The organism is Rugamonas fusca (assembly GCF_014042365.1).
GTDB lineage: Bacteria > Pseudomonadota > Gammaproteobacteria > Burkholderiales > Burkholderiaceae_D > Rugamonas > Rugamonas fusca.
On record NZ_JACEZS010000001.1, the window covers coordinates 341,365 to 356,483 of the forward strand.

At 63.5% G+C, this 15,119-nt stretch carries 10 protein-coding genes; 8 read left to right on the forward strand and 2 right to left on the reverse strand.

From position 1 onward, the window contains the following. Positions 1-3 precede the first annotated feature (3 nt). Positions 4-1,764 (reverse strand): GGDEF domain-containing protein, encoded by a 1,761-nt coding sequence (locus H3H36_RS01435; protein WP_229219691.1) that lies wholly within the window; start codon positions 1,762-1,764, stop codon positions 4-6. Between the two features lie 293 nt (positions 1,765-2,057). Here H3H36_RS01435 and H3H36_RS01440 point away from each other — a divergent pair, with 293 nt between their 5' ends. The 4 genes from H3H36_RS01440 (at position 2,058) to H3H36_RS01455 (ending at position 8,958) form a co-directional block, all read left to right on the forward strand. After that, on the forward strand, positions 2,058-2,699 hold the full coding sequence (locus H3H36_RS01440) for a methylamine utilization protein (RefSeq protein ID WP_375539561.1): 642 nt from the start codon (positions 2,058-2,060) through the stop codon (positions 2,697-2,699). Between the two features lie 15 nt (positions 2,700-2,714). Further along, positions 2,715-5,132 (forward strand): putative bifunctional diguanylate cyclase/phosphodiesterase, encoded by a 2,418-nt coding sequence (locus H3H36_RS01445; protein ID WP_182213192.1) that lies wholly within the window; start codon positions 2,715-2,717, stop codon positions 5,130-5,132. 117 nt (positions 5,133-5,249) lie between these two features. After that, complete coding sequence (locus tag H3H36_RS01450) at positions 5,250-7,412, forward strand: prolyl oligopeptidase family serine peptidase (RefSeq protein WP_182213193.1); 2,163 nt, start codon at positions 5,250-5,252, stop codon at positions 7,410-7,412. Positions 7,413-7,755: 343 nt separating this feature from the next. Next, entirely contained in the window at positions 7,756-8,958 is a 1,203-nt protein-coding gene (locus H3H36_RS01455) for an ammonium transporter (RefSeq protein WP_182213194.1), read from the forward strand. A gap of 76 nt (positions 8,959-9,034) precedes the next feature. On the opposite strand, the gene H3H36_RS01460 is transcribed toward H3H36_RS01455, so the two are convergent. Further along, on the reverse strand, positions 9,035-9,613 hold the full coding sequence (locus tag H3H36_RS01460) for a helix-turn-helix domain-containing protein (RefSeq protein ID WP_182213195.1): 579 nt from the start codon (positions 9,611-9,613) through the stop codon (positions 9,035-9,037). A 258-nt stretch (positions 9,614-9,871) separates the two neighbouring features. Between H3H36_RS01460 and kbl the strand changes: the two genes are divergently transcribed. The 4 genes from kbl to thrC all read left to right on the forward strand — a co-directional run bounded on the left by kbl (position 9,872) and on the right by thrC (position 15,119). Next, positions 9,872-11,086, forward strand: a complete 1,215-nt coding sequence (kbl, locus tag H3H36_RS01465) for a glycine C-acetyltransferase (protein ID WP_182213196.1) — start codon at positions 9,872-9,874, stop codon at positions 11,084-11,086. 20 nt (positions 11,087-11,106) lie between these two features. After that, the gene (locus H3H36_RS01470; protein WP_182213197.1) at positions 11,107-12,069 is read left to right on the forward strand and encodes an NAD-dependent epimerase/dehydratase family protein; all 963 of its coding nucleotides are present in this window, start codon (positions 11,107-11,109) and stop codon (positions 12,067-12,069) included. A 56-nt stretch (positions 12,070-12,125) separates the two neighbouring features. After that, positions 12,126-13,520, forward strand: coding sequence for an L-serine ammonia-lyase (locus H3H36_RS01475; RefSeq protein ID WP_182213198.1), 1,395 nt, complete (start codon positions 12,126-12,128; stop codon positions 13,518-13,520). Between the two features lie 120 nt (positions 13,521-13,640). Next, positions 13,641-15,119, forward strand: coding sequence for a threonine synthase (gene thrC, locus H3H36_RS01480; protein WP_182213199.1), 1,479 nt, complete (start codon positions 13,641-13,643; stop codon positions 15,117-15,119).

Consider the following 15,119-nt stretch of genomic DNA (forward strand, 5'->3'; position numbering starts at 1 on the left):
CCGTTAGCGGGGCGGCTGTTGCCGGCGGTCCAGGAACAGGCTGTTGCCGTGGATCTTCTTGGCCTGTTTTTTTGCCTCGGCCGCTGCCGTGGCGATCTGGTGATGCGAATAGAACTGGTGCGCTTCGATCTTGATGACACCCAGCGACAAGCTCATCAGCGAATAAAACACTTTCTTGCCCTGGCGGTCCTCGCTCAGGTAGCCGCCCCGGTCCCAGTCCTCCAGGCTGTAATAATCGCGCGCGCTGTGTTCGAACCCGGCCAGGATGGCCTGGCAGCGCGTTTCCCAGTCTTCGCTCTGGAACAGGATCATGAAATCGTCGCCGCCGATGTGGCCCACGAAATCGCGGTCGGGGTCGCAATGGTCGGTGAGGATCTTGGCCGTGCGCTGGATCACGTCGTCGCCACGCCGGTAGCCGTACACGTCGTTGAACGGCTTGAAGTGGTCCAGGTCGCAATAGCAGACCCAGAACCGGGTGCCGCTCTCCAGCAGCCGGTCGATGTGTTCGTTGATCGGCACGTTGCCGGGCAATTGGGTGAGCGGATTGGCGTAGCGCGCGGCCGTGATCTGCATTTGCGTGATTTCGCGCATCAGGTCGTGGCCCGTGCCCATGCCCAGGTAGTTGCCGTCCTCGGTGATGATGAAGCCGTTGAACAGGTGATGGGCATCGGCCTGCACCATCGTGAAACTCAAGTCTTGCAGGCTGGTATCCTTGTCGGCGATCAGCGGCTTGCTATCCATGAAGATGCGGCACGACTTCTTGCCATACAGCTCGCGCTGGTAGGGACGGGCGAAGTGGTCGATCATGTCGAAGCGGCTGATCAGGCCCAGCGGCTGGCCATCCTCGACCACGGGAATGATCAGCAGCTTGGGTTCGCGCATGAAGATTTCATACACATCGTTGTTGCTCATGGACGGTGGCACGGCCGCCACCTTGTGCAACAGCTTGAGGATGCTGGCGCTGTTCTTGTCGTTGCCGCGCTGGGGGTAGACGGCCACCCCGTTGCGGGCCAGGGCCTTGGCCACTTCGGCCGGCACGGCCTTGGCCGGCTGGCTGTGGGGGCGGCCCAGGTGGTAGCCCTGGCCGAACGCCACGCCCAGGTCGCGCAGCACCAGCAGTTCGGCCTGCGTCTCGATGCCTTCCGCGATCACCAGGGTGTCGGACTTGTCGGCGATCTCCTGGATGGAACGGACAAATTGCAGCTTGACGGGGTCGTTGTTGATGCCCTGGATGAAGTGCATGTCGATCTTGACGAACTCCGGGCGCAGTTCGGACCACAGGCGCAGGCTGGAAAAGCCTTCGCCCAGGTCGTCGATGGCGATCTGGAAGCCCATGTCGCGGTAATGCAGCACCGCCTCGCGCATCAGTTCATAGTCATAGGTGGGCTGGTTTTCCGTCAGTTCGATGATGACGCGGCCGGGATCGATGCCGGCCTGCTGGATGTATTCCAGCGTTTCGCCGTGCGGCGCGTCGCGCTGGAGCAGGCATTCGGGACTGACGTTGAGGAACAGCTTGCCGGGCAAATTGAGTTCCGCGAAGCGCTCCAGCACCACCTTGCGGCACAGGTGTTCCACTTGCACCGTCAAATTGTTGGCGCGCGCCACCTTGAACAGATTCATGGGGGCATGGAGCGGGCTGTCCGATGGCCCCCGGATCAAGCCTTCGTAGGCTATGATCTCGCCCGTTTGCATCTGGACGATGGGCTGGAACAGGGCACTCAGTTGGCGCTGGGCGATGATGTCATTCAAATGGACGCGCAACATTTCATCCTCCTCCACGGCAGCCGGCGGCGCGGCCGGCTTCAGGTAAGTGACGGTGGCGGAGGTTGGGGCGGGGCGGCTGCCGGGCAGCGCCAGGGGTAGGGGATTCACGATGCTTGCCATGGACGGTAGATTGCTGGCCATGCTAACGGGGAAATGTGACAACGGTATGAAATGAGCGAAACAATATGTGCAGCGTTTATTTCCCAGAAGAAGCGATTTTTTGCGGAAAACGTTGGCGGGAACATTTTGGCTGGCGCTACAATGGCAGTTTCGTGTACTCGTCAGGCTCCCCGATGTCCCTGAAATTCGCCGTCTGTTCGGCCGTACTGGCCATGTCCTGTTGTGGCGCCTGCCAGGCCGCCGCCTTGACGGTCCAGGTGTCCGACGCCGGTGGCGCCGCCTTGGCCGACACCGTCATCTACGCCGAGCCCGAAGGCGGCCAGGCGCCCAGGACGATGGCCCCGGGCGAAATCGCCCAGAAAGGCTTGAAATTCATCCCGCTGGTGACGGTGGTGCAAACGGGCAGCAAGATCTTTTTTCCGAACCGCGACAAGGTCAGGCACCACGTCTATTCGTTCTCGCCAGCCCACAAATTCGACCAGAAGCTGTATTCCGGCGAGCAAGCGCCACCGCAGTTGTTCGACAAGGCCGGCACGGTCGTGCTTGGGTGTAACATCCATGACAAGATGCTGGCTTTTGTGAAAGTGGTTGATACACCGTACTTCGCCAAGTCCGATGCCGGCGGCGCCGCCCATCTCGATCTGCCGGCCGGCAAATACACGGTCAAGGCCTGGCACTACAACGCTGCCGGTGGCCTGGTCCCGGAGCTGCCGGTGCAGCTCAAGGCCGGCGAGACGCCGGCGCCGCTGGCATTCCGGCTGACCCTGAAGCCGGGCGTGATCGATCCCGACGCCGCCAGCCGCCCTTATCCCTGACCGGAGGCCCGCGCCATGCACTTTCGCAGCCTGGAAAGCCGTATCGTCACCCTGTTCCTTGCGCTGATTGTGGCGGTGCAGGTGATCGGCCTGCTGGTGATCCAGCGCGGCATCGACAGCAACGCCCGCCAGTCCATCAGCAGTGAGCTCAACAACGGCACCAAGGTGTTCCGCCGCTTGCTAGACCAGAACGCCCAAAGCCTGCGTTTCGGCGCGCGGCTGCTGGCGCGCGACACGGCCTTCGTGGCCGCCATCGGCAACAACGACGAGAGTGACCGCGCCACCATCGAGTCGGCCCTGGTCAACAGCGGGCGCCGCATCAAGGCCACCATGACCATGCTGGTGAGCGCCGAGCGCCAGGTCAGCGTATCGACCAACAATGCCCAGGCGGCGGCACTGGCGCCGCTGGTGCTGAACATGCTCGACACGGCCGAGCAGGGCGACGGCGCCAACGGCATCGCCATCGTCGAGCGGCGCCCGTACCAGATCGTCGTCATGCCCGTCAAAGCGCCCATCACCATCGGCTGGATCGTGATGACTTTCCCCATCGACCGCCAGCTGGCCACTGACATGCGCGAGGTGTCGTCGCTGCACACGACCATCCTCACCCATGACCCCAAAGGCGGCTGGCTGGCCGTCGGCTCGACGTTCCTGGCGCCGTCCGTGAGCGCGGCCGTCGAGCAGTTGCAAGCCTTGCCCCGGATGCCGACCGGCCCGTTCGACCTCACGGTGGAGGCGAACCAGTACAGCGCCCGCCTGCTGTCGATAGGCCAGGATGGCCAGCAAAGCGCCAGCGTGATGCTGGCCCGGTCCATCGATGAGGCCACGGAAGACTATCAGCGGCTCGAGCGCTGGCTGATCGGCCTGACCCTGGCCGGCATCGCCGTCTCCGCCATCGCCAGCGTGTTGACGGCCAAGCGCATCGCCCAGCCCCTGAGCGCGCTGGCCGTCACGGCCAAGCGGCTGGAGCAGGGCGACTACCAGGGGCAGATCGACGTCACCCGGCAAGATGAAATCGGGGCGCTGGCCCATGCGTTCGACAGCATGCGCGACGGGATCGCGCGCCGCGAGCAGGAGATTTCCCGGCTGGCCTACCGCGACACGCTGACCAACCTGCCCAACCGGGCCCAGTTCCTGCGCCTGCTGAACGAAGCCCTGGGCGAGGCGCGCAAGCACGATGGCGGCGTGTTCGTGCTGATGATGGATCTGGACCGTTTCAAGCACGTCAACGACGTCATGGGCCAGAGCTTTGGCGACGCGCTGCTGCGCCAGGTGGCCGACCGCCTGCAAAAGCTGCTGGCCGGCCAGCCCCACATGTCGCCGCAGGTGGCGCGCCTGGGCGGCGACGAATTCGCCGTGCTGTTGCCGGAGGCGACGCTGGAACAGGCCCGCAGCCTGGCGGCCGACATCGCGCAAACGCTGGAGACGCCGCTGTCGCTGGAAGACCAGATGGTCGACATCGGTGCCGGCATCGGCATCGCCGGCTATCCGGCGCACGGCGCCGATGCGGAAGCGCTGCTCAGCATGGCCGAGGTGGCGATGTACGCGGCCAAGCTGCGCAACGATGGCGCCGTGGTCTACGACAGCTCGATCGACAAGGGCAGCGAGCAAAGCCTGTCGCTGCTGACCGAGCTGCGCACGGCCATCGAGCGCGATGAGTTCCGCTTGTTCGTGCAGCCCAAGATCCATTTCGACACCGGCAAGGTGGTGGGCGCGGAGGCGCTGGTGCGCTGGGTCCATCCCGAGCGCGGCAACGTGTTCCCCGACGAATTCATCCCGTTTGCGGAGCAGACCGGCTTTATCCGCAAGCTCACGCGCTGGGTGCTGGAGCAGTCCGCGGCCCTGTGCCAGAACCTGGAGGCGGCCGGCATCCATTTGAAAGTGTCGGTCAACCTGTCCACGCGTGACCTGATGGACCAGGACCTGCCGGCAAAATTCCGCGACATGCTGGAGCGGCGCCGCCTGTCGGCCGCCTCGTTCTGCCTGGAGATCACGGAAAGCGCCATCATGGACGACCCCGTGCGCGCCGAACAGACGCTGGCGCGATTGCATGCGATGGGCCTGGAACTGTCGATCGACGACTTCGGCACCGGCTACTCGTCGCTCGCTTATCTGAAGCGCCTGCCCGTCAACGAGCTGAAGATCGACAAGTCGTTCGTGCTCAACATGGAAAGCGACGCGGGCGACGTGATGATCGTGCGTTCCACCATCCAGTTGGGCCACAACCTCGGCCTGCGCGTGGTGGCCGAGGGCGTGGAGAGCGAGGCCGTGTGGCACCAGCTCAAGAGCATGAACTGCGACCAGGGGCAGGGCTATTACATGAGCCGTCCCATCCCGGCCGACCAGCTGCTGCTGTGGATGCAGCAGTGGCGCGCGCCGGAGCCGGTCAGCTTGCCCTCGCCGGGCGTCGCCAGCCTCACCCGCGCCAAATAAAAGACGACTTGCCAAGTTTTCTAACGTTTCAAATTTGCATCGAAGCACGCTATCATCGGCGGGCGCGCGGGCCATGGTGCCTGCGCCGCCACGTTCAACGATGACACGGAACCCTTCATGCAAATACGACGCGCATCCCTGATTTTCACCCTGATCGCCGGCCTCTGCGGCGGCGCGGCGGCGCAGGACTGCCCCGCCAGCGGCCACGGCCTGCAATACCCGCCCACCCGCACGGTGGACCAGCAGGACAACTACCACGGCACCACCATCGCCGATCCGTACCGCTGGCTGGAGGACGCCAACAGCGCCGACACCCACGCCTGGGTGGAAGCGCAGAACCGCCTGACGCAGGGTTACCTGGCGCAGATTCCCGCGCGCGACGCGATCCGTGCGCGCCTGACGAAACTGTGGAATTTCGAGCGTTTCAGCGTGCCGTTCAAGGAAGGTGGCCGTTACTTCTACAGCCGCAACGACGGCCTGCAGAACCAGTCCGTGCTCTACACGATGAAGACGCTGGCCGAGACGCCGCGCCTGCTGCTGGACCCGAACACGCTGGCCGCCGACGGCACCGTGGCGCTGGCCGGCCTGGCCGTGAGCCCGAACGGCAAATACCTGGCCTACAGCACGGCCGCATCGGGCTCGGACTGGAACGAGATCCGCGTGCGCGACATCGACACGGGCAAGGACACGGCCGACCACATCCAGTGGGTCAAGTTCTCGAACACGGCCTGGCTGCGCGACGGCTCCGGCTTCTTCTACAGCCGCTACGACGCGCCCAATGAGGCGACCAAGCTGGCCGACGTCAACTACTTCCAGAAGCTGTACTTCCACAAGCTCGGCACCCCGCAAAGCAGCGACACGCTGGTCTATGATCGTCCCGACCACAAGGATTGGGGCTTCAGCGGCGACGTCACCAACGATGGCCGCTACCTGATCATCACGGCCTCGCAAGGCACGGAGCGCAAGAACCGGCTGTACTACAAGGACTTGAGCGCGAAGGACGGCAAGGTGGTGCCGCTGCTGGAGGACTTCGACGCGGCCTACAACTTCATCGACAACGACGGCCCCGTGTTCTGGTTCCGCACCGACCTGAAGGCGCCACGCGCGCGCATCATCACGATCGACACGCGCAAACCTGAGCGCGCCAACTGGAAGGAAATCGTGCCCGAGAGCGCACGCACGCTGGTGTCGGCCAATATCGTCAACCAACAGCTGGTGGTCGATTACCTCAGTGACGCGCATAGCCAGGTCACCGTGTATGACCTGAACGGCAAGCGCCTGCATGACGTGGAATTGCCCGGCATCGGCTCCGTGGCCGGCTTTGGCGGCAAGCGCGCCGACACCGAGACCTTCTATTCCTACACCAGCTTCACCACGCCATCGACCATCTACCGCTATGACCTCAAGAGCGGCAAGAGCAGCGTGTACCGCCAGCCCAAGGTGGACTTCGACCCGTCGGCCTACGAGACGCGCCAGCAGTTCTACACCAGCCGCGATGGTACCCGCGTGCCCATGTTCATCGTCGCGAAGAAGGGCATGAAGCTCGATGGCAGCAACCCCACTTACCTGTACGGCTATGGCGGCTTCAACATCTCGCTGACGCCATCGTTCTCCGTTGCCAACCTGGCGTGGGTGGAAATGGGTGGCGTGTACGTGATGGCCAACCTGCGCGGTGGCGGCGAGTACGGCGAGGAATGGCATGCGGCCGGCACCAAGCTGCGCAAGCAGAATGTGTTCGATGACTTCATCGGCGCGGCCGAATGGCTGGTGCAGAACAAGGTCACGTCACCATCGCGGCTAGCCATCGGCGGCGGCAGCAACGGTGGCCTGCTGGTGGGCGCCACCATGACGCAGCGTCCCGACCTGTTCGCGGCCGCCATCCCGCAAGTGGGCGTGCTGGACATGCTGCGCTTCCACAAGTTCACTATCGGCTGGGCATGGACGTCGGACTACGGTTCGTCCGACAACGCGGACGAATTCAACGCCCTGGTCAAGTATTCGCCGCTGCACAACCTGAAGAAAGGCGTGTGCTACCCGGCCACGATGATCACCACGGCAGACCATGACGACCGCGTTGTTCCGGCCCATAGCTTCAAGTTCGCAGCCACGGCGCAGGCCGACCAGGGCGGCGCCGCGCCCATCCTGATCCGCATCGACACCAAGGCGGGCCACGGCGCGGGCAAGCCCACGGCCAAGCAGATCGACGAGGTGACGGACCGTTGGGGCTTCCTGACCCGCGCGCTGCACATGGATCAGCCGACACAAGTCGCCGGCAAATAAGGGCCGCGCGCTGCATCGCGCACCGTCAAGTCGCATGGCCACCAGGCGATGCCGCTTGACGCACCATTTTGATCCACTTGAAGCGACCCCCGGCGTGGCGCCGGAAGGCACCCGTTGCCGCCTTCGTGCGCCAATTCGATACGCCACGCACAATCGTAGTGCCGAACTTCCTGCCGTCTTGCCTGTGTACGCATCTTTTTGGTGCGTGTTGTTGTGTTCCAAACAAGCGAATTTACAAACACCCATGAAATCAATTACTTAGAAATTTGCACCAAAATGGTACGGTTATTGCTTAAGAGAATACATCGACATTTTTTGATGCATTCTTTTGGGGAGTAGTTTGATGGGTGGATTTAAAGAAGGCGCCGACGCACTGTTTATCTTGCTCGGTGCAATCATGATTCTGGCGATGCATGCAGGGTTCGCCTTCCTGGAGTTGGGCACGGTCAGAAAGAAGAGCCAGGTCAACGCCCTGGTCAAGATCCTGGTGGATTTCGCGATTTCGACCATCGCCTATTTCTTCGTTGGCTACAGCATTGCTTACGGCATCAACTTCTTCGCCGCCGCCGACGTGCTGGCCGCGAAGAACGGCTATGAGCTGGTCAAGTTCTTCTTCCTGCTGACCTTCGCTGCCGCCATTCCCGCCATTATCTCGGGCGGTATCGCGGAACGTGCGCGCTTCCATCCGCAACTGATCGCCACCGCCTTGCTGGTGGGGCTGGTCTATCCCTTCTTCGAGGGCATGGTCTGGAACCACCGCTTCGGCCTGCAGGAATGGCTGGCGCAGGCGTTCGGCGCCGAGTTCCATGACTTCGCCGGTTCGGTCGTCGTGCACGCCGTCGGTGGCTGGGTCGCGCTGCCGGCCGTGCTGCTGCTGGGTGCGCGCCGTGGCCGCTATCACAAGAATGGCGCCATCGCCTCGCACCCGCCTTCGTCCATCCCCTTCCTGGCGCTGGGCGCCTGGATCCTGACGGTGGGCTGGTTTGGCTTTAACGTGATGAGCGCACAGGCGCTGGACAAGATGAACGGCCTGGTCGCCGTCAACTCCTTGATGGCCATGGTGGGCGGCACGCTGGTGGCGCTCCTGATGGGCAAGAACGACCCCGGCTTCGTGTACAACGGCCCGCTGGCCGGCCTGGTGGCCGTGTGCGCCGGTTCGGACCTGATGCACCCGATGGGCGCGCTGGTGACGGGCGCCATCGCCGGCGCCATCTTCGTGACCATGTTCACGCTGGCCCAGAACAAGTGGAAGATCGACGACGTGCTGGGCGTGTGGCCGCTGCACGGCCTGTGCGGCGCCTTTGGTGGCGTGGCGGCAGGTATCTTTGGCCAGAAGGCGCTCGGCGGTGTGGGTGGCGTGTCGTTCCGCGCGCAATGCGTGGGCACCGCGGTTGGCGTGGCGATCGCGCTGGCCGGCGGCGCTGCCATCTACGGCATGTTGAAGGCCACGCTGGGCCTGCGCCTGGATCCCGAGGATGAATTCCAGGGCGCCGACCTGTCGATCCACCGGATTTCGTCCACGCCGGAGCGCGAGTCGAACTGGTAACGAACAGCTGATTCAGCGGCCGCCACGCATCGGGTCATGCAAATCCCGATTCGTCGCGGCCATTTTTAATGGTGGATCAGCGGTGGATCACCACCAGCAAGGCCTTCGCTTCCGTCTTGCCCGCGTTGCGGATCGCATGCGGCACGTCGGCCGCGTAGCGGGCCGTGCCACCCAGTTTTACCTTCTTCTTGTGGGCGCCAGCTTCCACTTCCACCGAACCGTGCAACAAGGTCAGGTGCTCGCTCGCGCCCGGATCATGCGGCTGCGATACCAGCTCGCCGCCCGGCGCCAGCGTCAGTTCATACCATTCATATTTCCCCGCCAGTTCCATCGGGCCCAGGATGCGCAGCACGTAGCCGGCATGCTGGCCGGGCAGGGTGGGCGTTTCATGCGCGTCCACCACGCGGATCGCATCCGTTTCCTTGCTGTCCACGCTGGCCAGCAGTTCGCCGATCTGCACGCCCAGCGCATTGGCCAGCCGCCAGGTGATGGCGATAGTGGGGTTGGCTTTCTCGCGCTCGATTTGCGACAGCATCGACTTCGACACGCCGGCGATGCGGGACAAATCTTCCAGGGTCAGGCCGCGGGCCAGGCGCAGGCGCTGCAATGCCGCGCCGACCTCGGGTGGTGCGTTCGTTGAGACAGGTGTTTTCATGTTTTTATTCGGCCGAAGGGGTAAAAGCTGCGTAAATCTATCGGAAAAGGACGGCAAGAACCGCACGTGTGCGTCTTGCGGAGTTCACTGGCCTTCGGTAAGATTCAATATATTGAATTTCAGTTCGAGATAGCGAATTTCGATGGCGATCTGGAAAACAGGAGTAGACTTTCTTCCAGCGACGCCCTGCGAAACACGGTACAACATAGCGCATGGACAGGTCAAGCGACCGCCCGCGCCACCCACACGAGGATCATCATGAGCGAGCAAGCAACAAGCGCCTTCTTCAACGGCCTGCGGCAGAACCTGGACCAGTTGCGCGAGCAGGGACTGTACAAGCCGGAGCGCGTGCTGTCCTCGCGCCAGGGGCCGGAAGTGATGAGCCAGGACGGCCGCAAGCTGATCAACATGTGCGCCAACAATTACCTGGGCCTGTCGGGTGAGGAATGGGTGGCCCAGGTGTCCATCGCCGCGACGGAAAAGTATGGCTACGGCCTGTCGTCGGTGCGCTTCATCTGCGGCACGCAGACGGTGCACAAGCAGCTGGAGCAGGCCATCTCGAAGTTCCTCGGCACCGAGGACACCATCCTGTACGCGGCCGCCTTCGACGCCAACGGCGGCGTGTTCGAGCCGCTGTTCGACGAGAACGACGCTATCATCTCGGACGCGCTGAACCACGCCTCCATCATCGACGGCATCCGCCTGTGCAAGGCGGCCCGTTTCCGCTATGCCCACAACGACATGGCCGACCTGGAAGCACAACTGCAGGCCGCCGCCGGCAAGCGCCACAAGCTGATCGTCACCGACGGTGTGTTTTCGATGGACGGCACCATCGCCCAGCTCGACAAGATCTGCGACCTGGCCGACAAGTACGGCGCGCTGGTCATGATCGACGAGTGCCATGCGTCCGGCTTCATGGGCGCCACCGGCCGCGGCACGCACGAGCACCACAACGTGATGGGCCGCATCGACATCATCACGGGCACGCTGGGCAAAGCCCTGGGCGGCGCCATGGGCGGCTTCACGTCCGCGCGCAAGGAAGTGATCGACATGCTGCGCCAGAAATCGCGCCCCTACCTGTTCTCGAACACGCTGGCGCCTTCCATCGCCGGCGCCTCGCTGGCCGTGCTGGAACGGCTGTCCGCCTCGACCGAGCTGCGCGACCGCCTGCACGAGAACACCGCCTACTTCCGCAAGGAGATCGAGCGCCTCGGATTCACCATCAAGCCGGGCACTCACCCGGTGGTGCCGGTGATGCTGTTCGATGCGCCGGTCGCGCAAAAGTTCGCGGCCCGCATGTATGAGCTGGGCGTGCTGCTGAGCGGCTTCTTCTACCCGGTGGTGCCGATGGGGCAGGCGCGCGTGCGCGTGCAGCTGTCCGCCGCGCATACCCGCGAGCAGCTCGACACCGTCCTCAAGGCGTTCGAACAGGCCGGCCGCGAACTGGGCCTGCTGCCGAACCAGGCACAATGAAACTCGTCAGGGACAACAACATGGAACGCATACTCGTCATCGGCGCCAATGGCCAGATCGGTAGTGAACTGGTGGAAGCGCTGGCCGCCCAGCACGGCGCCAACAACGTGATCGCCAGCGATGTCAGCCCCACCAACGTGCACAAGGCTGAGCGCTACATCCAGCTCAACGTGCTCGACAAGGACACGCTGGCCAGCCTGGTGGCTGAATACGGCATCACCCAGGTTTACCAGCTGGCGGCCATGCTGTCGGCCACGGGCGAAGCGGCGCCGCTCAAGGCGTGGACGCTGAACATGGATGGCTTGCTCAACATCCTCGAAGTGGCGCGCGCGCGCAACGCCGTCGGCAAGCCGCTGCGCATCTTCTGGCCCTCGTCGATCGCCGCCTTCGGCCCGAACACGCCGGCTGACCATACCCCGCAACTGACGGTGATGGACCCGACCACGATCTACGGCATCAGCAAGCTGGCCGGCGAGCGCCTGTGCGAATACTACTTCCTCAAGTATGGCGTGGACGTGCGCAGCATCCGCTATCCGGGCATTATCAGCTACAAGTCGCCTCCGGGTGGCGGCACCACCGATTACGCGATCTCGATCTTCCATTCGGCCCTGCGCGGCGAGTGCTACGAATGCTTCCTCGGCCCGCAGTCCACGCTGCCGATGATCTACATGCCCGACGCGATCCGCGCCACCATCGAATTGATGGACGCGCCGGCTGAACAGATCAAGGTGCGCTCGGCCTACAACGTGGCCGGCGTGTCGTTCAATCCAGAGCAACTGGCGGCCGCCATCACGCGCAAGGTGCCCAACTTCCGCATCGCCTATAAACCGGACAGCCGCCAGGCCATCGCCGACACCTGGCCCCAGAGCCTGGACGACAGCGCCGCCACGGCCGACTGGGGCTGGAGCGCCCGCATCGGCATCGAGCAGATGGTCGACGACATGCTGGCCAATGTGGACGTGAACCTGGGCAAGGCCGCTTGAGTAGAGAAAGCGGCCGATAACGATACAAATCATATAAAACAAAGCGAGACAAAACGATGGACATGAGCGTATTTGACCTGTTTAAGATCGGCATCGGGCCATCGAGTTCCCACACCGTGGGGCCGATGGTGGCTGCGCGCCGCTTCCTGGTCGACTGCGGCCCGCTCGATGACGTGGTGTCCGTCGAAGCCTCGCTGTATGGTTCGCTGGCCCTGACCGGCGTGGGCCACGCCACCGACAAGGCGGTGATCCTGGGCCTGATGGGCGAAACGCCGCAAGGGGTGGACCCGACTCGGGTGGATGCCATGCTGGCGGCCGCCGAGGAAGCGGGCGAACTGGCGCTGCTGGGTCGCCACAAGGTGCCGTTCAAGATGGCCACCGGCCTGCTTTTCCACAAAACTGAATCGCTGCCCGAGCACCCGAACGGCATGTGCTTCACTGTCAAGCGGGCCAACGGTGGCACCGTCAGCAAGGTGTATTACTCGGTCGGCGGTGGCTTCATCCGCGAGCAGGGGGAAGGGCAGGAGCCGGCTGCGGACCGTCCGGCCAGCGCCATTCCCTACCGTTTCGATACCATGGCCCAGTTGCTTGAGCATGGCAAGGCCAGTGGCTTGAGCATCCCGCAGATGTTGCGCGCCAACGAGTGCGTCAAGATCAGCAACGAGGAACTCGATGCGGGCGTGGACCGTATCTGGCAGGTGATGCAGGACTGTATCGCCCATGGCCTCGACACCTCCGGCCAGTTGCCCGGTGGCCTGCACGTGAAGCGCCGCGCCGCCAACCTGTGGCGCCAGGCCAATGATCCCAAGGCCTTGAACAACCACGCCAACGACTTGCCGCACGACGCGCTGCACCAGGTGTCGCTGTACGCCATGGCCGTGAACGAGGAAAACGCGGCTGGCGGACGGGTGGTGACGGCGCCCACCAACGGCGCGGCCGGCATTATTCCGGCCGTGCTGCGCTACTACGCGGAAGACTGCAAGCCCAGCGATCCGGTGACGGGTGTGCGCAATTTCCTGCTCACGGCGGCCGCCATCGGCATGCTGTGCAAGCGTAACGCGTCGATCTCGGGCGCCGAAATCGGCTGCCAGGGTGAGGTCGGCGTGGCGTGCGCGATGGCGGCGGCCGGTCTGGTGGCGGCGCTGGGCGGCAGCAACCAGCAGATTGAGAACGCGGCCGAAATCGGCATCGAACACCACCTGGGCATGACCTGCGACCCGATCGGCGGTTTGGTGCAAATTCCCTGCATCGAGCGCAATGGCATGGGCGCCGTGAAAGCCATCACGGCCGCCTCGCTGGCCTTGAAGGGCGATGGCACCCATTTTGTGAGCCTCGATGAAGTGATCGAGACCATGCGCCAGACGGGCGCCGACATGCAGGCCAAGTACAAGGAAACGTCGCTGGGCGGGCTGGCCATCCACGTCATCACGGTCAACCACGCCGCATGTTGATGGATTTTTAATACCCGTAAAACAACGCGGATTTCACGGGAAAGGTCCGGCCGCACTATAATATGAGCCCATCGCATCGTTTTGCCACACGCTGTTCGCTCAACTGGACCTTTCTACTCTATGCAATACGTGTCTACCCGCGCCGCCGCATCGGCCGCTGCCTCGTCTTCCCAACAATTTTCCGACATCCTGCTGGGCGGCCTCGCGCCTGACGGCGGCCTGTATCTGCCGACCGAATATCCGCAAGTGACGGGCGCCGAACTGGATAAATGGCGCCAGCTGTCCTATGCCGACCTGGCCTACGAAATCCTGCGGAAGTTCGCGACCGACATTCCCGAAGCAGACCTGCGTGCGCTGACGGCCAAGACCTATACCAAGGAAGTCTATTGCAACGCCCGCAAAGGCGAGAAGGCCAGCCAGATTACGCCGCTGCGCGTGCTGGAAGAACGCGAGGACGGCGCGCGCCTGGTGCTGCAAGCACTGTCGAACGGCCCCACGCTGGCGTTCAAGGACATGGCCATGCAATTGCTGGGCAACCTGTTCGAATACACGCTGGCCAAGCATGACGCCCAGCTCAACATCTTCGGCGCCACCTCCGGCGACACGGGCAGCGCGGCCGAATACGCCATGCGCGGCAAGAAGGGCATCCGTGTGTTCATGCTCTCGCCGCACAAGAAAATGAGCGCGTTCCAGACCGCGCAGATGTTCAGCCTGCAGGACCCCAACATCTTCAACATCGCCGTCGAAGGCGTGTTTGATGACTGCCAGGACATGGTCAAGGCCGTATCCAACGACCTGCCGTTCAAGGCCAAACAGAAGATCGGCACCGTCAACTCGATCAACTGGGCCCGCGTGGTGGCGCAGGTGGTGTACTACTTCCGTGGCTACCTGTCGGCCACCACCAGCAACGACCAGAAAGTGTCGTTCACGGTCCCATCGGGTAACTTCGGCAATATCTGCGCCGGCCACATCGCCCGCATGATGGGCCTGCCGATCGACAAGCTGGTGGCCGCCACCAACGAGAACGACGTGCTGGACGAATTCTTCCGCACCGGCGTGTACCGCGTGCGCAAGTCGGCCGAGACCTACCACACCAGCAGCCCGTCGATGGACATTTCGAAGGCGTCCAACTTCGAGCGCTTCGTGTACGACCTGGTGGGCCGCGACGGCGACCGCACCCGCGCCCTGTTCCAGAAAGTGGAAACCCACGGCGGCTTCGACCTGTCGGGCAAGCCGGGCAGCGATGGCGACGAATTCAAGCTGGTGGCCAAGTACGGCTTCAAGTCCGGCAAGTCCACCCACCAGGACCGCCTGAACACGATCCGCGACGTGTCCGACGACTACGGCATCACCATCGACACCCACACGGCCGACGGCATCAAGGTCGCGCGCGAGAACATGGAAGCGGGCGTGACGATGATCGTGCTGGAAACGGCGCTGGCGGCCAAGTTCAACGAGACCATCCTCGACGCGCTGGGCGTGGACGCCGAACGTCCGGCCGGCTTCGAGAACATCGAAGCACTGCCGCAGAAGTTCGTCGTCATGCCGGCCGATGTCGAGAAGATGAAAGCCTACATCGCCGCCAACACCGGCCTGTAA

Coding starts and splice junctions, on each gene's coding strand:
- H3H36_RS01455 (WP_182213194.1), top strand. CDS start 7,756: ATGGGTGGATTTAAAGAAGGCGCCGACGCACTGTTTATCTTGCTCGGT.
- kbl (WP_182213196.1), top strand. CDS start 9,872: ATGAGCGAGCAAGCAACAAGCGCCTTCTTCAACGGCCTGCGGCAGAAC.
- H3H36_RS01470 (WP_182213197.1), top strand. CDS start 11,107: ATGGAACGCATACTCGTCATCGGCGCCAATGGCCAGATCGGTAGTGAA.
- H3H36_RS01475 (WP_182213198.1), top strand. CDS start 12,126: ATGGACATGAGCGTATTTGACCTGTTTAAGATCGGCATCGGGCCATCG.
- H3H36_RS01450 (WP_182213193.1), top strand. CDS start 5,250: ATGCAAATACGACGCGCATCCCTGATTTTCACCCTGATCGCCGGCCTC.
- H3H36_RS01460 (WP_182213195.1), bottom strand. CDS start 9,613: ATGAAAACACCTGTCTCAACGAACGCACCACCCGAGGTCGGCGCGGCA.
- thrC (WP_182213199.1), top strand. CDS start 13,641: ATGCAATACGTGTCTACCCGCGCCGCCGCATCGGCCGCTGCCTCGTCT.
- H3H36_RS01445 (WP_182213192.1), top strand. CDS start 2,715: ATGCACTTTCGCAGCCTGGAAAGCCGTATCGTCACCCTGTTCCTTGCG.
- H3H36_RS01440 (WP_375539561.1), top strand. CDS start 2,058: ATGTCCCTGAAATTCGCCGTCTGTTCGGCCGTACTGGCCATGTCCTGT.
- H3H36_RS01435 (WP_229219691.1), bottom strand. CDS start 1,764: ATGTTGCGCGTCCATTTGAATGACATCATCGCCCAGCGCCAACTGAGT.